At 73.4% G+C, this 17663-nt stretch carries 12 protein-coding genes and 2 pseudogenes; 5 read left to right on the plus strand and 9 right to left on the minus strand.

Translation table 11 applies throughout. From position 1 onward, the window contains the following. Window positions 1-7: 7 nt before the first annotated feature. Window positions 8-1165, minus strand: a complete 1158-nt coding sequence (locus V2W30_RS35390) for an ROK family transcriptional regulator (protein WP_338702680.1) — start codon at window positions 1163-1165, stop codon at window positions 8-10. A 196-nt stretch (window positions 1166-1361) separates the two neighbouring features. On the opposite strand from V2W30_RS35390, the gene V2W30_RS35395 reads away from it, so the two are divergent. Both V2W30_RS35395 and V2W30_RS35400 read left to right on the plus strand, forming a co-directional pair. Then, window positions 1362-2618 (plus strand): aspartate aminotransferase family protein, encoded by a 1257-nt coding sequence (locus V2W30_RS35395; RefSeq protein WP_338702681.1) that lies wholly within the window; start codon window positions 1362-1364, stop codon window positions 2616-2618. Between the two features lie 308 nt (window positions 2619-2926). Next, window positions 2927-4392, plus strand: a pseudogene (locus tag V2W30_RS35400) (NAD-dependent succinate-semialdehyde dehydrogenase). A gap of 18 nt (window positions 4393-4410) precedes the next feature. Here V2W30_RS35400 and V2W30_RS35405 read toward each other — a convergent pair. The 8 genes and pseudogenes from V2W30_RS35405 to V2W30_RS35440 form a co-directional block, all read right to left on the minus strand. Continuing rightward, entirely contained in the window at window positions 4411-5580 is a 1170-nt protein-coding gene (locus tag V2W30_RS35405; protein ID WP_338702682.1) for a hypothetical protein, read from the minus strand. Then, the gene (locus tag V2W30_RS35410) at window positions 5577-6794 is read right to left on the minus strand and encodes a hypothetical protein (protein WP_338702684.1); all 1218 of its coding nucleotides are present in this window, start codon (window positions 6792-6794) and stop codon (window positions 5577-5579) included. Before V2W30_RS35410 ends, V2W30_RS35405 begins: the two co-directional genes overlap by 4 nt. A gap of 163 nt (window positions 6795-6957) precedes the next feature. Then, window positions 6958-7656, minus strand: a pseudogene (locus V2W30_RS35415) (Ig-like domain-containing protein); the annotation flags it as partial. A gap of 33 nt (window positions 7657-7689) precedes the next feature. After that, window positions 7690-8109, minus strand: a complete 420-nt coding sequence (locus V2W30_RS35420) for a carboxymuconolactone decarboxylase family protein (protein WP_338702685.1) — start codon at window positions 8107-8109, stop codon at window positions 7690-7692. 253 nt (window positions 8110-8362) lie between these two features. Next, the gene (locus V2W30_RS35425) at window positions 8363-8539 is read right to left on the minus strand and encodes a hypothetical protein (protein ID WP_338702686.1); all 177 of its coding nucleotides are present in this window, start codon (window positions 8537-8539) and stop codon (window positions 8363-8365) included. 89 nt (window positions 8540-8628) lie between these two features. Beyond that, a complete protein-coding gene (locus V2W30_RS35430) occupies window positions 8629-9435 on the minus strand; it encodes an SAM-dependent methyltransferase (RefSeq protein WP_338702687.1) in 807 nt (268 codons plus the stop codon). 71 nt (window positions 9436-9506) lie between these two features. Then, window positions 9507-10271: a crotonase/enoyl-CoA hydratase family protein gene (locus V2W30_RS35435; protein WP_338702688.1), complete on the minus strand. Its 765-nt coding sequence runs from the start codon at window positions 10269-10271 to the stop codon at window positions 9507-9509. An 86-nt stretch (window positions 10272-10357) separates the two neighbouring features. Then, complete coding sequence (locus V2W30_RS35440; protein ID WP_338702689.1) at window positions 10358-12619, minus strand: glycoside hydrolase family 3 N-terminal domain-containing protein; 2262 nt, start codon at window positions 12617-12619, stop codon at window positions 10358-10360. 193 nt (window positions 12620-12812) lie between these two features. Here V2W30_RS35440 and V2W30_RS35445 point away from each other — a divergent pair, with 193 nt between their 5' ends. The 3 genes from V2W30_RS35445 to V2W30_RS35455 all read left to right on the plus strand — a co-directional run bounded on the left by V2W30_RS35445 (window position 12813) and on the right by V2W30_RS35455 (window position 17551). After that, the gene (locus tag V2W30_RS35445) at window positions 12813-14705 is read left to right on the plus strand and encodes an ABC transporter ATP-binding protein (RefSeq protein ID WP_338703884.1); all 1893 of its coding nucleotides are present in this window, start codon (window positions 12813-12815) and stop codon (window positions 14703-14705) included. A 96-nt stretch (window positions 14706-14801) separates the two neighbouring features. Continuing rightward, window positions 14802-17156 carry an ATP-binding protein gene (locus V2W30_RS35450; protein WP_338702690.1) on the plus strand — a complete coding sequence of 785 codons (2355 nt, stop codon included), beginning with the start codon at window positions 14802-14804 and terminating at the stop codon, window positions 17154-17156. Further along, on the plus strand, window positions 17123-17551 hold the full coding sequence (locus V2W30_RS35455) for a helix-turn-helix transcriptional regulator (protein ID WP_338702691.1): 429 nt from the start codon (window positions 17123-17125) through the stop codon (window positions 17549-17551). The genes V2W30_RS35450 and V2W30_RS35455 overlap by 34 nt, the downstream gene beginning before the upstream one ends. The last annotated feature ends 112 nt before the right edge of the window (window positions 17552-17663 follow it).

Raw genomic sequence — 17663 nt, forward strand, 5'->3', positions numbered from 1 at the left:
GGGTGGGTCAGGGCAGGGGCGGGCGGGACGGGCCCGCCCGGTCCGGGAGGCGGGACTCGACCGCGTCCAGGGCGCGGCGCACCGCGCCGAGCGCCACGCTCTCGCGGCCCAGCGTGCTGACCGCGATCCGGGGCACGTGCAGGGTCAGCGGCCGCAGGTGCTCGGTGAGCAGCGGGCCGAGCGGGTCGCCGATCGGCGCCAACGCGCCGGACAGGACCAGGAGTTCGGGGTCGAGGGCGAGCACCAGGGCGGCGATGCCGGGCGCGACACCGGCCAGATAGCGGTCGAGGACGGCGAGCGCGCCGGCGTCACCCGCGAGGACGGCTCGGGCCAGCGCGTCCGTCCCCGACTCGCCGGGCCGCCGCTCGCCGTCCCAGGCGAGGGCCTTCTCCGCCTCGTCCAGGCCCAGTTGGGGCAGGATGCCGAGCTCGCCCGCGCCGCCGCGCCGCCCGCGGTGCAGCCGCCCGTCGATCATCAGGCCGCACGAGATGCGATGCCCGACGAGGACGCACGCCACGTCGTCGGCGAGCGTCGCCGCACCGCGCCAGTGCTCGGCGAGCACCGCCAGATTGACGTCGTTCTCGACGAGGACACGGCAGGGCACGGTGTCCGCGAGCCGGCGCGCGAGATCCAGATCGGTCCAGTCGGGGACGATCACCGAACGGATCCGCCCGGTCTCGTCGACCATGCCCGGCACGCCGACGCCCACCGACCACACGTCGTCGGGGCCGAGCCCCTCGTCCGCGAGGAAGCGGCGCAGCCGGGAGCGCAGCAGCGCGATTCGCTCGGTCCCCGTCAACTCGGCGGGGAACTCCTCCCGCCGCCGGGCGACGACCTCGCCGTCGAGCCGGGAGAGCAGCAGCACGAGCTTCTTCAGGCCGATGTCGACACCGACCACGTGCCCCGCCTCGGCGCGGAACCGGAAGCGCCGCGCGGGCCGCCCGGGAGCCCGCCCCACGGCCGGCGCGTCCGTCTCGGCGATCCAGCCCTGCGTGGCGAGCTCCTCCACCAGTGCCTCGACCGTCGGCCGGGACAGCCCCGTCGCAGCGGTGAGCCCGCTCACCGTCTGGGGACTCTCCTGCCGCAACGCCCGCAGCACGACAGCGGTGTTGAGACCGCGCAGCGCCGCGAGATCGTGCCCGCGCGCCCCGTCGTGCACCGCCATGACGCTCGCCTCCGTCACCGGATCGGGTGGGTTGCGCAGGACTGTTGCAGAACTCCAGGGCCTTGGGAACCCCGCCCGTACGGAAGTTACGTAGAACTCCTGCGAATTGGGGAAGCCGTGACCTGAGGGACAGGGGCGGGGAATCGTCACACTTGACCCATTGACGCCCGTTCGGCCCGGCACTGACGCTGGAGTCATGAGCCAACTGTCCGAGCATCTGCGCCAGGCCACCCCCGTCGTCGCGCAGCGCGGGGAAGGCGTCCACCTCTACGGCATCGACGGCCGCCGCTATCTCGACTTCACCGCCGGGATCGGCGTCACCAGCACCGGCCACTGTCATCCCCGCGTCGTCGCCGCCGCCCAGGAACAGGTCGCCACCCTCATCCACGGCCAGTACACGACCGTCCTGCACCAGCCGCTCCAGCGCCTCGTCGAGAAGCTCGGCGACGTGCTGCCGACGGGCCTCGACAGCCTCTTCTTCGTGAACTCCGGGAGCGAGGCCGTCGAAGCGGCGATGCGCCTCGCCCGGCAGGCCACCGGGCGCCCCAACATCGTGGTGGCCCACGGCGGCTTCCACGGCCGCACCGTCGCCGCGGCGTCCCTAACGACCTCGGGCACCAAGATCCGTACCGGGTTCGGTCCGCTCATGGCGGGCGTCGCCATCACGCCGTTCCCGAACGCCTACCACTACGGCTGGGACGAGGAGACCGCGACCCGGTTCGCGCTGCGCGAGTTCGACCACCTGCTCCAGACCGTCTCCGACCCCGACGACACCGCGGCGATCCTCGTCGAGCCGGTGCTCGGCGAGGGCGGCTACGTGCCCGCCAACTCGGCCTTCCTGCAGGGGCTCAGGGAGCGCGCCGACCGGCACGGCATCCTGCTGATCCTCGACGAGATCCAGACCGGCGTCGGCCGCACCGGCCGCTTCTGGGGCCACGACCACTTCGACGTCACCCCCGACGTCCTCGTCACCGCGAAGGGCCTCGCCAGCGGCTTCCCGCTGTCCGGGATCGCGGCCCCGCAGGCCCTCATGCACAAGGTCAGGCCCGGCTCCCAGGGCGGCACGTACGGCGGCAACGCGGTCGCCTGCGCCGCCGCCTGCGCCACGCTCGACGTCATCGCCGAGGAGGGCCTCGTGGCGAACGCGGCGGCGATGGGCGCGCGGCTGCGCTCGGGCCTGGAGGACGTCGCGGCCAAGACCCCCGCCATCGGGGACGTACGCGGCCTCGGCCTGATGCTGGCCAGCGAGTTCACGACGGCGGACGGCGAGCCCGACCCCGCCACGGCCCTGCGCGCCCAGCAGGCGGCCGCCGACGAGGGCCTGCTCCTGCTGACCTGCGGCCCGTGGGGCAACGTCGTCCGGATGATCCCGGCCCTGGTCGTCACGGAGGGGCAGGTCGACGACGCGCTCAGGGCGTGGACCTCCGCGGTGGAGACGGCGACGACCACGTAGGCAGGTGAGCCGCCGCACAGCCGGGCCGTACAGGATGGCCGTGCAGCCGATCGGAGCCGACGGCCGCATAGCCGAGCCGAGCTGAGCCGGACGGCCGCGTAGCCGACCGCACCGGACGGCCGCGGAGCCGAGCCGAGCCGGACGGCCCCCGAGCCGAGCCGATCCGGACGGCCGCGTAGCCGACCGCACCGGACGGCCCCGAGCCGATTCCGCGTCAGACGGCCACGGATCCGAGCCCCGGAGGACGGCCCTGCCTGCGGCGCCCCACCACCCCCGACCTCTTTCCCCGACCCCACGGCGGAGCCCACATGACCTCACACCCCGTGATCGACACCGTCCCGAAGGAACTCCACATCGGCGGCGCCTGGAAGCCGTCGCGGACCGCCCGCACGATGGTGGTCGACAACCCCGCCACCGGCGCCCCCTCTGCCGCGTGGCCGACGCCACCGCGCAGGACGGCCGCGCGGCCCTGGACGCCGCCGTCGCCGCCCAGCGGGAGTGGGCCGCCACCCCGCCCCGCACCCGGTCGGAGATCCTCCGCCGGGCCCACGAGATCATCCTCGGCCGCACCGAGGACCTCGCCCTGCTCATGACCCTCGAAATGGGCAAGCCCCTCGCGGAGGCCCGTGGCGAGGTCGCGTACGCCGCGGAGTTCTTCCGCTGGTTCTCCGAGGAGGCGGTGCGCGTCGACGGCGGCTACGCCACCAGCCCCGACGGCCGCAACCGGCACCTCGTGCTGCGCCAGCCGGTCGGCCCCTGCCTGCTCATCACGCCCTGGAACTTCCCGCTCGCCATGGGCACCCGGAAGATCGGCCCCGCCGTCGCCGCGGGCTGCACCATGATCCTCAAACCGGCCCCGCAGACCCCGCTGTCGACCCTCGCCCTCACCCAGATCCTGACCGAGGCGGGCCTGCCGCCCGGCGTCCTCAACACGGTCACCACCTCCGACGCGGGCGGTCTCGTCGAGCCCCTGCTGCGCGGCGGCGGCATCCGCAAGCTCTCCTTCACCGGCTCCACCCAGGTCGGCCGGATCCTGCTCACCCAGTGCGCCGACACCGTCGTACGCACCTCGCTCGAACTCGGCGGCAACGCCCCGCTGATCGTCTTCGAGGACGCCGACCTCGACGCCGCCGTCGACGGCGCGATGGTCGCCAAGATGCGCAACATGGGGGAGGCCTGCACCGCCGCCAACCGCATCTACGTGCACAGCGCGATCGCCGAGGAGTTCGGCTCCCGCCTCACCGCACGCATGTCCGCGCTGACGGTGGGCGACGGCACCGCGCCCGGCACGGACGTCGGCCCTCTGATCGACGCGGCGGGCCGCGCCAAGGTCGAGCACCTGGTCCGCGACGCCGTCCGGCGCGGCGCGAAGGTGCTCACCGGCGGCGAACTCCCGTCCGGTGAAGGCAACTTCTACCCGCCGACCGTCCTCGCCCAGGTGCCGCGCGACGCCGAACTCACCGGCACCGAGATCTTCGGCCCGGTCGCCGCGCTGTTCACGTTCGACGACGAGGACGACGTCGTCGAGACCGCGAACGACACCGAATGGGGGCTCGTGTCCTACGTCTTCACGCGCGACCTGGACCGTGCGCTGCGGGTCGGCGAGCGACTGGAGACCGGCATGGTCGGCCTCAACACCGGCCTGGTGTCGAACCCGGCGGCACCGTTCGGCGGCGTCAAACAGTCGGGCCTCGGCCGGGAGGGCGGCCGCGTCGGCATCGAGGAGTTCCTGGAGTACAAGTACCTGGCCATCCCGGTGAACGGAGGGTCCTAGCCGGCACCGGGCGGGTGCTCAGAGGCGCTCCACCGCGCGGAAGCCCGCGAGCCGCGACACCAGCGTCCGTGCGGACGGCACGAGTTCGCCGACCGTCACCGTCGTGCCCGCGTTCAACAGGCCGACGACGGAGGCGAGTTCGGGAGCCGTCAGGTCCGTCTCCATGACGTGCCCGCACGCCGCCACCAGGCGCCGCCCGGCCGCCTCCGACCAGAGCACGCGCTCGACGGCCCGTATCCCGTCGTCGTCGGTGAAGTAGCCGGGCCGGGCCGGTGGCGGGACCGGCCGCAGCCCGCCGTCCGTGGCGTGCCGCAGCGACTCCCGCGCCAGCCACCGCTCCATCGGCGCGGGCCGCCCCGCGGCCCGGTACTGGGCGAGTCCTTCGGCGAGCACCCGGGGCAGCTCCGCCGGCAGCGCGGTGGTGTTCGCCTCGTCCGGTACGAGGATGTCGTCGCCGCCCCAACCGCCCTGCGGGGAGACCGGGTTGGGGCCGGGGGCCAGCAGCCTGCACAGCGCGTCGCCGGGCCGCGGCGGGTGGCGGGGCACGCCCAGGTGGACGACGGCGCCGGGTGTCGTGCCGGGCTCGGCCGCGTAACGGTGACCGGGCGGCCAGTAGAGCAGGTCGCCGGGCGGGACCTCGGCGGCGCGCTCGGCGGGGCCGCCCGGATCGAGGCGCAGCCGGGGGCGGCCGAGCAGCGTGTACAGAAACGTTGCGCCTCGGGTGTGTGCCGGCCGGTCCGAGCCGCAGGTCCCGTAGTGCAGTGTGGTCGTGGCGCCCAGCAGCGGCTGCCCGGCGCGGTCCCACAGCGCGGCGACGAAGTCCCGCTCCCTGAGCCACAGCGGATGGTGCCGGGCGTGCAGTTCCCGTACGACGAGGGCGAACGGAGCACCGGCCAACTGCTCCGTCACGCGCCGCTGGTAGGCGCTGAAGGAGGCGTCCTCCGGCTGCGGGAGCAGATCGCCCGGGTCGGTGAGCCGCCGGGACCCCACGGTGAACGTCACCCGGCCCGCGGGTGCCCGCGTGGCCGCCGCCACGGCCCCCTCGAAGACCTCGTGCCCGTCGAAGGGGGCCGGGTCGAAACCGTGCCCCCGGATGAGCACGGGCCGCCGGTCCCAGTACCTGTCGAGGAACGTGTCCCAGTCGAACGTCTCCAGCGTGTCGACGGGCGCGGGCTGTGCCGTGCTCATGACGGTCGCTCCGGGGCGGTCGCCTCCACCGCGCGCACCTCGTACAACTCGCCGAGGAGGCCGAGCAGTCCGGGGTCGTCCGGTGCCAGGCGACAGGCCGAGGCGAGCCCCGCGACCGTGCCGGACGGGGCCGTGCGCAGCCGGGTGAGGATCCGGTCGGCCGCCGGGTGGGTGGTGCGCCGCGCGTGGCCGTGCGCGGCCCAGACCAGCGCGCCGTCGCGGTCCCTGACGTGCAGGACCGCGGTGGTGCGTCGTAATCGGTGGTGCGGGCCGAGCGCGATCGGCGGCCGCGGCGGCGGGGCCGGGTCGAGTCCCGCCGCGGAGCGCAGACCGGCCCAGCGCAGCAGCAGCGCGCGTTCGGGCTCGTCGCCGGTGAGGACGGTGGCGTACCGCTCGGCGGGCTCGATGTGCTGGGGTGCCGGGGTGAGGCGGCCATCCGGTGCGGCGGGCGCGGGGTGCGGGACCGTCGACGGCGCGTCCCCGGCGTCCGGGCGGCCGCGCAGCAGCTCCGCGAGCACGTCGCCGACGAACGGCAGGGCCGAGGTGGTCCGGGCGGGGACGGTGAGCCGCAGTGTCGTGCAGCGCGCCGTACGGTCGTCGAGGTGCGTGCTCCCGGCGGGCCAGTGCACCAGGTCGCCCGCCTCGGCCCGCAGCTCGAACTCGGTACCGGTGTGCTCGGGTCGCACGCGTACGGTCAGCGAGCCGTCGAGCACCCAGGTGAGCACGGCGGCGTCAGGGCGGGCCCCGGGCTCCTCCGCGGCGTGGTACCGGTCGCCGACGGCCAGTTCGGCGGTGACCGGCAGCGCGGGCCAGCCGACGTGCCGCCACAGCCCCGCGAGGGACTCCCGCACCCGTGACCACAGGCCGAAGTCGAGAGCGAGCGGGTCCGGGACCGTCAACAGCCATCCGCCGCGCGCCAGTTGGCCCGCCGACGTGATCCGCTCGGCGTAGGCGGCCGTGTCGCGGTCGGCCGGTGAGGGAAGCAGCGCGCCGGGGGTGCGCAGCACACCGTCCGGGACGGCCAGGCGGGCCCGGCCGGGATCGCCCGTGCCCGCGGCGGCGACCAGCAGCGTATGGGCCTGCGCCGCGTCGAGGCCGGAAGGCGGCCCGCCCGGAACGACCACCGGCTCCCGAGCCCAGTGCTTCTCCGCGAAACGCCGCCAGACGTCGGCCAACCGGTGGGCGCTGTGCGTGTGTTCGGGGCGGGGGTTCATCGGGGCTGGGAGCTCCTCGGTCCCTCATCGGGGGCGGCGTAACGGGCCTGGTGACCCTGTCATTGCGCCTCAGGCCGCGTCAACGCCCCACGGAGAAACTGTGAACATCTGGCGCAGAACGATCGTCATGCCCCACGGGTCGCCGGTGGCCCCGTGCGCCCTGGACCGCGCTACCGGCCTTCCAGTCCGACCACGACATGTTCCAGCCATTGAGCCCGTTCGACGGGTCGACGGTCTCCTCGCCGGACCGCCGCACCTCCACGACGTCTCCGACCATGGAGCTCTTGTAGAACGTCGCGCCCGGCGTCGACGCGTCGTCCGCGCCCCGGGCGTCCCGCAGGCCGATGCAGCCGTGGCTGGTGTTCTTCGTACCGAAGATCGAGGGGGAGGCCCAGTAGTTGCCGTGGATGAACGTGCCCGAGGTGGTCAGGCGCTGCGCGTGCGGCACGTCGTCGATGTCGTACTCGTCGCCGAGCCCCACCGTCGTCGAGTCCATGCGGGTCTCCACGAACCGCTCGGAGATCACCATCTTCCCCGCCCAGGTGGTGTGTGCGGAGTCGCCGCCGCTGACGTCGTACGTGGCGATCTCCGCACCGTCGCGCCGTACGGTCATCGACGTGGCCCGCAGGTCCACGACGCTGATCTGCTCGCGGCCGATGTGGAAGGTGACGTCCTTGTCCTGGGTGCCGAAGACCCCGTCGGCGCCCTCGACGTCCTTGAGCCGCAGACTCAGCGTGATCTTCGTGCCGGCGGCCCAGTACGACTCCGGCCGGAAGTCGAGCCGGGTGTCGCCGAACCAGTGTCCGACGATCTCCACGTCCGGATCGGCCGTCACGGTGATCGCCTTCTGCACGGCGGCCCGTCAGGCCCCGCACCGGGGCGCCCTCGCCCCCGCTCATTCCTGCCGTACGGGAAGGAGGCCGCGCTCGCCGAAGACCTTCTTCGCGACGAAGGTGGCGTTGAGCGCCCGAGGGAAGCCGCAGTAGCCGGCCGCGTGCAGCAGGGCCTCGACGATCTCCTCGGGAGTGAGGCCGACGTTCAGCGCGGCGTTGATGTGCACGTCCAGCTGTGCCTCGCAGCCGCCGAGCGAGGTGAGGATACCGAGCGTCACCAACTGTCGGTCACGCGGCGGCAGAGCGGGCCTGCTGTAGATCTCCCCGAAGCCCCAGGCGACGATCTGGTGGGCCAGCTCGGGGCTGACGTCGCCGAGGGCGTCGATCACGCGCCGCCCGGCCTCGCCGTCGACACGGCCCAGGGTCTCCATGCCCCGGTCGAAGCGCTCCCGACGGCCCCCGTCGGTGGGTGTGGAGCTCATGGATGTCCCCTTCCTGCGACATGCGGGGCGACCTGGCCCGTGCCATCGTAAAGAAAAGTCACATAGGGGCGATATGCCCTGAACGCCACAAAAAGCACGTATCCGCGACGCGCATTCACGTCGCGTCCCCACGACACGTCACCAGGAGGCCCCATGTCCTCGAAGCGACGCCGCAAGAAGAAGGCCCGCCGCAAGCACGCGGCGAACCACGGAAGCCGGCCCCAGTCCTGACCGCCGGTGGTCGAGCGGCGCGTCACACGCGCTGCGTGATCCCCTCGGCCGTCGCCGCCGCCCACTCGGTCACCAGCGCCTCGTACTCCGCACGGTCATGAGCGGACAGCTGCCCGCCCGTGCGCGCCCACAGGTCACGGATCTGCTCGTTGACCACGTCGGCGGACCGTTCGGAGTGCGGGGCGGGAGTGGAGGACATGTGAACGAGAGTAGGGGATCGGTGCGACTTCGCGCTCCGGCGCGTGACGTGGGCATCGCCATGTGTGATGTTCGCCATCTCGGGCAACCTCACGGCTTGCGCGCGACACCCGCGTAGAGCGGCACCGCAGTCCCGTCCCGTTCCTCGTCGACAGCCAGCTCCGGGTGCCATTCGGGCAGCCAGACTACGCCCGGATCGAGCAGGTCGAGATCCGAGAAGAATGTGGTGAACTCCTCACGCGTGCGCGGCACGAGGGTGACTCCGCCGGCCGCGTACATGTCGACGGCCTCCCGGGTGCGCTCCGGGTCGTAGTCGGACGCGAGTTGGGACAGCACCAGATGGCTGCCCGACGGCAGCGCGTCCACCAGCGTACGGACGAGGTCGTACGCGCCCTGCTCGTCCGGGACGAAGTGCAGCAGCGCGATCAGCGACACGGCGACCGGACGCTCGAAGTCCAGTATCTCCCGGGCCAGTTCGAGGATGCGGTCCGGCTCCCGCGCGTCCGCCTGGAGGTAGCGGGTGACGCCCTCGGGCGTCCCGCGCAGCAGCGCCTCCGCGTGCGCGAGGACGATCGAGTCGTTGTCGACGTACACGACCCTCGCCTCGGGCGCCGCGCGCTGCGCGATCCGGTGCAGGTTCGGTTCCGTGGGGATGCCCGTGCCGATGTCGAGGAACTGGTGCACGCCCTTGCGTGCCACGAGCATCCGCGTCGCGCGCTGCATGAACCAACGGTTGTGCCGAGCACCGTACTTGGCGGTCGGTTCCATCGCCGTGATCTGTCGGCCGAGCGCCTCGTCCACCGGGTAGTTGTCCTTGCCGCCGAGGAACCAGTCGTACACCCGGGCCGGATGCGGTCTGCTGGTGTCGATCCGGGGTGTGGGCGACGTCTGCGTCATGGGCAACTCCCGTGTCGGTGCGGCCGGTTCGAGCGTGCGTCCGGTCATCCTGCCGTACGGGAGCGGTCGCGTCAGCCGTCGAACCCGCCGTGCCGGCCGGCCCCGGCCACGAACCGCCCCGCGCCCTCGATGCCCTCCCTCAACACCTCGACCCCGTGCCGGAGTTCGTTGCGCATCGCCGTCTCCTCGTCCAGCCCGCCCTGCTCCCGCAGGGACGCCCGGTCGCTGCGCAGGCACGCCTGCGGGAACGACGCTATCCGCGCGGCCAGCGCCTGCGCCTCCTCGCGCGAGCGGCCCGACGGGACCAGGCGGTTCGCGAGGCCCATCTCGTAGGCCTCGCGGGCCGGGACGGAACGCCCGGTCAGGACGAGGTCGAGGGCGCGGCTCTCCCCGATGAGGCGCGGCAGCCGCACCGTCCCGCCGTCGATCAGCGGCACGCCCCAGCGGCGGCAGTACACGCCGAACACGGCGTCCTCCTCGGCGACCCGCAGATCGCACCAGAGGGCCAGTTCGAGACCGCCCGCCACCGCGTGGCCGCTGACCGCCGCGATCACCGGCTTCGACAGACGCAGCCGCGTCGGGCCCATCGGGCCGTCCCCGTCCCGCGCCACCCGGTTGCCGCGCTCCGTCCCGACGGCCTTGAGGTCGGCGCCCGCGCAGAACGTGCCGCCCTCGCCCCAGAGCACCGCCGCCCGCGCGTCGTCGTCCGCCTCGAACGCGCGGAAGGCGTCGGCCAGTCGGTCCGCCGTCGGACCGTCGACCGCGTTGCGCGCGTGCGGGCGTGCCAGGACGACCGTGGTGACGTGCCCGTGGCGTTCGACTCGGACCGACGACATGACGGGGCTCCCTTGAGTCAGCTATCAGCTATCAGCTATCAGTGGTCAGTGGTCATTGGTCGGCATCCGGCGGCGCCGAGCCTGGACTAGTCGACGTTCAGGGCCAGTCTGGCCTCCGCCGTCGAGCTGTTCCCCACGAACAGCTCGAACGTGCCCTTCTCCAGCTGGAATTCGCCCTGCGGGTCGTTCGTCCAGAACCCGAGGTCGTCGGCCCCCAGCGTGAAGCGGACGGTCGTGGCGGCCCCCGCGTCCAGGCCGACCCGCCTGAACCCCCGCAGCCTGCGCACCGGTTGGGCGATGCTCGCCGCCACGTCGTGGACGTACAGCTGCACCACCTCGTCGCCCGCGCGCGACCCCGTGTTGCGCACGGGTACCGACACCTGCACGGTGTCGCCCTTGCGCAGCGCGGCCGCCGACACGCTCGCGCGGCTCAGCGTCGGCGTGCCCAGGTCGAACGTGGTGTAGCTGAGGCCGTGGCCGAAGGGGAACTGCGGGGTCGGCGGCAGGTCCAGGTACTTCGACGTGAACTTGTTGGCCGCGGCATCGGGGCGGCCCGTCGACTCGTGGTTGTAGTGGACGGGGAGCTGGCCGACCGTCCGCGGGAACGACACCGGCAGCTTGCCGCCCGGGTTCACCGCGCCGAACAGCACGTCCGCGATCGCGTGCCCCGCCTCGGTGCCGGGGTGCCACGCCTCCAGGACGGCCGGGGCGGAGTCCAGCCAGTCGCCGACCGTGAGCGGGCGGCCGTTCACCAGCACCACCACGAACGGCTTGCCGGTGGCCGCGACCGCCGCGATCAGCTTCTCCTGTGCGCCGGGCAGCGAGAGGTCGCTGCGCGCCGCCGCCTCACCGCTCAGCGCGGACGGCTCGCCGACGACCACCACCGTGACGTCCGCGGCCCGCGCCGCCGCGACCGCCTCCCCGATCCCGGAGACGTCCGTGCCCTCCGGGGCGACACCGCGGGCGTACGTGACCTTCGCGTCCGGCGCGGCGGCGCGCACCGCGTCCAGGACCTTCACCGCGGGGAACCGCTCCGCCGACGCCGGCACCACCCACGTACCGAGGAGATCCGCCGAGTCGGCGAAGGGGCCCACCAGGGCCAGGGAGCCGACCGTCTTCTTCAGCGGCAGGACGCTGCGGTCGTTCTTCAGCAGGACCATCGTGCGGGAGGCCGCCGCGCGCGCCGCGTCGCGGGCTCCGGCCGACGGTCCGGTGATCGCGGCGGACTCGTCGACGTACGGATCGTCGAAGAGGCCCAGCTCGTGCTTGAGGCGCAGCACGCGCGCGACCGCGTCGTCGATCCGCTGTTCCTCGATCCTTCCGGCGCGCAGCAGGTTCTTGCCGTGCGTGCGGAGGTTCGTGCTGGTCATCTCCATGTCGACGCCCGCGTTCAGGGCGAGGCGTGCCGCGTCCGCGCCGTCCTCGGCGAAGCCGTGCGCGATCAGCTCCTGCACGCCGGTCCAGTCGCTGACGACGAACCCGCCGAAGCCCCACTCCTGCTTCAGGATGTCGGTGAGCGTGTGCGTGTTCCCGTGGGCGGGGACGCCGCCGACGGTGTTGAACGACGCCATCACCGTCGCCGCGCCCGCCTCCGACGCGGCCTTGAACGGCGGGAGATACAGGTTGCGCAGCCGGGACTCGGACACGTCGACCGTGTTGTAGTCGCGGCCGCCCTCGGCACCTCCGTACGCGACGAAGTGCTTGGCGCAGGCGGCGATGCGGTCTTTCGCGCCGTATCCGGAGCCCTGGTAGCCGTGGACCTTGGCGGCGGCGAACGCGCTGGTCAGGTAGGGGTCTTCACCGCTTCCCTCGGCGACGCGGCCCCAGCGCGGTTCGCGGGTGACGTCCATCATCGGGGAGAACGTCCAGTGCACCCCGTTCGAGCGGGCCTCCTTCGCCGACACCTCGGCGTCCGTGTGCGTCACCTCCGGGTCGAAGCTCGCCGCCTGCGCCAGCGGGATCGGGAAGTTCGTCCAGAACCCGTGGATGACGTCCAGGCCGAAGAGGAGCGGGATGCCGAGCCGGGACTCCTCGACGGCGATGCGCTGCAACGCGTTCGTGGTCCGCGCGCCGAAGACGCTGAGCACCGAGCCGAGCCGGCCCGTCCGGGCCGCGTCCTCGACCTCCTTCGTCGACCCCGAGCCCGGATTGAGGTCCCACGACCAGGGGAGCTGCTGCAACTGCCCCAGCTTCTCCGCGAGGGTCATCCGGGCGAGCAGGGAGCGGACCTCGTCCTCGTAGGGCTTCGCGCGGGCGGACGCGGCGGCGGACCCGCCGGTCACGACGGTTCCCGCGGCGGCGGTGACGCCGATCGCGGACAGCAGAGTACGTCTGCACAGCTCCGGCATGTCTTCGCTTCCTGGTCGTCCGGCGCCCACAACTTGTGTGGTGGGCGCAACAATTGAGGCGAAGGTATGTTTCGGGTGTTTACGGGTCAAGAGGTGCGTCGGCGGCGTCGCACGGGATCACCTCACTGCGCACCGGTTCACCCGAAGACTTGACCTCAAGATTGGTTGAGGTTCTAACGTCGTCGGCATGAGCATGGAGACCACAGCCTGGACGCAGCTGCACAGCGTCATGAACGCCCAGAACGGCGGCCCCGGCGGCCGCCCCTTCGCCCGCGCCACCCTGCGCCGCATCGCGGGATTCGCCCGGCCGCACCGCCGCCGCATCGGCCAGTTCGTCTTCCTGAGCATCGTGACCGCACTGCTCGCCGTCGCGACCCCGGTCCTCGCGGGCAACGTCGTCAACGCCATCGTGGGCGGCGACGACCAGGGCCACATCGTCCGGCTCGCCGTCCTCATCGCGGTCATCGCCGTCGCCGAGGCCGGTGTCGGACTGCTCGCCCGCTGGCTCTCCGCGAACCTCGGCGAAGGACTCATCCTCGACCTGCGCACGGCCGTCTTCGACCACGTCCAGCGGATGCCCGTCGCGTTCTTCACACGAACCCGCACCGGCGCCCTGGTAAGCCGCCTCAACAACGACGTCATCGGCGCCCAGCGCGCCTTCAGCAACACCCTCTCCGGTGTCGTCGGGAACCTGGTCACCCTGCTCCTGACCCTCGCCGTCATGCTCTCCCTCTCCTGGCAGATCACCCTCCTCGCACTGCTCCTGCTGCCCGTCTTCGTGCTGCCCGCCCGCCGCATGGGCTCCCGCATGGCCGGTCTCCAGCGCGAGGCCGCCGCCCACAACGCGGCGATGGGCACCCGCATGACCGAGCGGTTCTCCGCGCCCGGCGCCACCCTCATCAAACTGTTCGGACGCCCCGGCGACGAGTCGGCCGAATTCGCCGAGCGGGCCCGCCGGGTGCGCGACATCGGCGTCCGTACGGCGATGGCCCAGTCCGCGTTCATCACCGCGCTCACCCTCGTCTCGGCGCTCGCCCTGGCCCTGGTCTACGGCCTCGGCGGCTACTTCTCCCTCGAAGGCACCCTGGACGCCGGCGCCGTCGTCTCCCTCGCCCTGCTCCTCACCCGCCTCTACGCGCCCCTCACCTCCCTCGCCGGAGCCCGCGTCGAGGTGATGAGCGCACTGGTCAGCTTCGAGCGGGTCTTCGAGGTCCTCGACCTCGAGCCGCTCATCGCGGAGAAGCCCGACGCCCGCGAGGTGCCCGAGGGCCCGGTCGCCGTCGAGTTCGACGACGTGCGCTTCGGCTACCCCTCGGCCGACAAGGTCTCCCTCGCCTCCCTCGAAGAGGTCGCCTCGCTCGACACCCGCGGCGGCGCCGAGGTCCTGCACGGCGTCTCCTTCCGCGCCGAACCCGGCCAGACGGTCGCCCTCGTCGGCTCCTCCGGCGCCGGCAAGTCCACCGTCGCGCAGCTCCTGCCCCGCCTCTACGACACCGACGCCGGCGCCGTCCGTATCGGCGGCGTCGACGTCCGCGACCTCAGCGCCGACTCGATGCGCGCCACGCTCGGCATGGTCACCCAGGACGGCCACCTCTTCCACGACTCCGTCCGTGCGAACCTGCTGCTCGCCCGCCCCGGAGCCGCCGAGGACGAGCTGTGGGACGTGCTGCGCAGGGCCCGCCTCGACACCCTCGTGCACGCCCTGCCCGACGGCCTCGACACCGTCGTGGGCGAACGCGGCTACCGCCTCTCCGGCGGCGAACGCCAGCGCATGACCATCGCCCGGCTGCTCCTCGCCCGCCAGCGCGTCGTCATCCTCGACGAGGCCACCGCGCACCTCGACAACACCTCGGAGGCCGCCGTCCAGGAAGCCCTCGCCGAAGCCCTCGAAGGCCGCACCGCGATCGTCATCGCCCACCGCCTGTCCACCATCCGCTCCGCCGACCAGATCCTCGTCGTCGAGGAGGGCCGCATCGTCGAACGCGGTACGCACGAGACGCTCCTCGATGCCGACGGCCGCTACGCCGAGCTGTACCGCACGCAGTTCGCCGAGGGGGACAAGACGGCGGTCGCGGAGGCCGCGTGAAGGTACGGCGAAGGTATCGGCAAGAGGTCAACGGGGCTTTCTCCGAAGCCAGTTGACCTCTAACCGGGTGCGTCTACCCGCGGTTACCCTGGGCGCATGCTGCTGGGTCGGACAGCGGAATGCGCCCGCCTCGCGGACCTCGTCGACGACGCGCGCAGAGGGCGCAGCGCCGCCCTCGTCATCCGCGGCGAAGCGGGCATCGGCAAGACGAGCCTGCTCGGCCACGCCGAGTCGCTCGCCCACGACATGACACGGCTGCGCACCCAAGGCATCGAGGCCGAGACCGGGCTCCCCTACGTGGGTCTCGCCGACCTGTTCCGCCCGGTCACCGACCTCCTCGACCGGATCCCGGACCGGCAGGCCGCCGCCCTCACCGGAGCCCTCGCGCTCGGCCCCGCCGTCGAACAGGACCGGTTCGCCGTCGCCGCCGGCACACTCAGCCTGCTCGGCGCCGTCAGCGAGACCGGGCCCGTCCTCGTCGTCGTCGACGACGCGCAGTGGCTCGACCCGTACTCCCTGGACGCCCTCGCCTTCGCCACCCGCAGGCTGGGCCGCGAAGGCGTCGTCGTCCTCTTCGCCACCCGCGACACCGACGCGGCCGCCTCCCGCCTCGCCCCGGTCGAGACGCTCACCGTGCGCGGTCTCGACGCCGCCTCCGCACGGCAACTGGTCGCCGGCGAACCCCTGCCCGCGCCCGACGTCAACTGGCTCCTGACCGAGGCCCGCGGCAACCCCCTCGCCCTCGTCGAACTCCCCGCGCTGCTCGCCCGCGGCGGCCACCGCCCCGACACCGGCGCGCCCCTGCCCATCGGCGAGATGCTCGCCCGCACCTTCCACAGCGCCATCGCCCGGCTCCCCGAGCGCACCAGGGATGCCATGCTGCTCCTCGCCGTCCTCGGCCCCCGCCCGCTCGCCGGGACCGAACGGGTGCTGCGCGCCCACGGGTTGAGCTACGCGAGCCTCGAACCCGCCGAACGCGCCGGCCTGATGACCGTGGAAGCGGGCGCCTACGTCTTCCGGCACCCGCTGGTCCGCTCCGGCGTGTACCACGGGGCGAGCGCCGTGCACCGCTGGCGGGCCCACCGCACCGTCGCCCACGCCCTCCAGGGCGCCCAGGCGCCCACGGCGCTCGAGCGGTACGCCTGGCACCTCGCCGAATCCGGCGCCGACCCCGACGAGCAGGTCGCCGCCGGGCTGGAGCGCGCGGCGTCCGGCGGCCCCGGCAGTCTCGCCCTGCCGCTCGCCGCCCGCCTGTACGCCCACGCGGCCCGCTTCACCCCGGACGACGAGCACCGGGCGCGGCGCCTGCTCTGCGCCGCGCGCGCCGCTCAGGCCGCCGGCTCCCTCGACGAGGCCGCCGACCTGCTCGACCGCGCCCTCGGCCACGCCACGCAGGAACGGACCCGCCTCGACCTCCGCCAACTGCGCTGCTACGTCGACATCCAGCGCGGCCGCCCCGCGCGTGCCCGCGAACAGCTGCGCGCCGCCGTCGACGAGGCCCGGCGCGTCGACCCCGCCCTTGCCGCCGTCATGCTCGGCGGCATCACCCTCACCGAACTCGCCATCGGCGACCTCACCGCCGCCCGCGCCACGTCCGCCGAGTCCATGCGCATCGCCGACGCCTTCGGTGACGTGCCCGCGACCCTGCCCGTACGGCTGCTGCACGCACTCGTCCAGCTCCTCGGCGGTGACGCGGACGAGGGCCGCACCCTGCTCAGGGAACTCGAAAAGCCCCTGGCCGCACCGGACCTGGCGTTCCCGTACCCGGTCTCCGGCGTCGGCGGTCTGTGCTACCTCGCCACCGAGGAACTCGACACGGGACACGACCTGCTCGACCGTGCCGTGCACGCCGCCCGCGCCTCCAGCACCGTGGGACTCCTCGCGCACCTGCTCGGCACGCTCTCCGTCGTCGAGTACTGGCGCGGCGACTGGAACGCCTCACTCGCGCACGCCGACGAGTCCGCCCGGCTCGGCGAGGACACCGGACGTGTCATCGAGGTGTGCCGGGCGCTCGCCGCGCAGGCCAGGACCGAGGCCGCGCGCGGCAGGGAGGCGGACTGCCGCCGCCACGGGGCGCAGGCCCGCTCCTCGCCACGGCCGCCGAACTCCCCATGGACGCGGCGCGCGCCGACGGCGCCCTCGGCCTCCTCGAACTGGGCCTCGGCCGCTTCGAGGAGGCGGCGGGACACCTGGAACGGGTACGGGAGTTCTCCCTCACCCACGGCCGCGGCGACGGCCTGTACCTCTCCTGGGCCGCCGACCTCGCCGACGCCTACGTCCACCTTCACCGCACCGACGAGGCCTACGACGTACTGCGCGTCCTGGAGCACGAGGCCGGGCGCGGGCACCGCCCGATCACCTCGGCCGCCGCCGCCCGCTGCCGCGCCCTGCTCGAACCGGCCGACGCGGAACGGCACATGGATCAGGCGCTCGCCCAACTGGCCCAGGTGACAGCCCCGTTCGAGCGCGGCCGCACCGAGTTCGCGCACGGGGAACTCCTGCGCCGCCAGGGCCGCCGCTCCGAGGCGCGGCGCTGGCTCCAGCGCGGCCTCGCCACCTTCGAACGGCTCGGCGCGAGCGGCTGGGCGGCCCGCGCCGCCGCAGAACTGCACGCGGCGGGCGGCGACCGGGTCGCCGCCGGAGGCACCCCGCTCGACGGCCTCACCCCGCAGGAACTGCGCGTCGCCCTCGCCGTCGGCCGCGGCGTCACCAACCACGAGGCGGCCGAGCAGCTGTTCCTCAGCGTCAAGACCGTCGAGTTCCACCTCGGCAACATCTACCGCAAGCTCGACGGGGTGCACCGCAGGGCCCAACTCGTCCGCCTGCTCAGCCAGTCGGGACCCTGAGCGTGCCGAGTGCCCCGGACAACCGACAGCGGGGGTGCCCTGTCGGGCACCCCCGTCCCCCGTACCCCCGTTGGATCCCCCGTTGGTTCCCCCGTGGCCGGAAGCCCGTGAA

The sequence above is a fragment of the Streptomyces sp. Q6 genome (assembly GCF_036967205.1).
Taxonomy (GTDB): Bacteria; Actinomycetota; Actinomycetes; order Streptomycetales; family Streptomycetaceae; genus Streptomyces; species Streptomyces citrinus.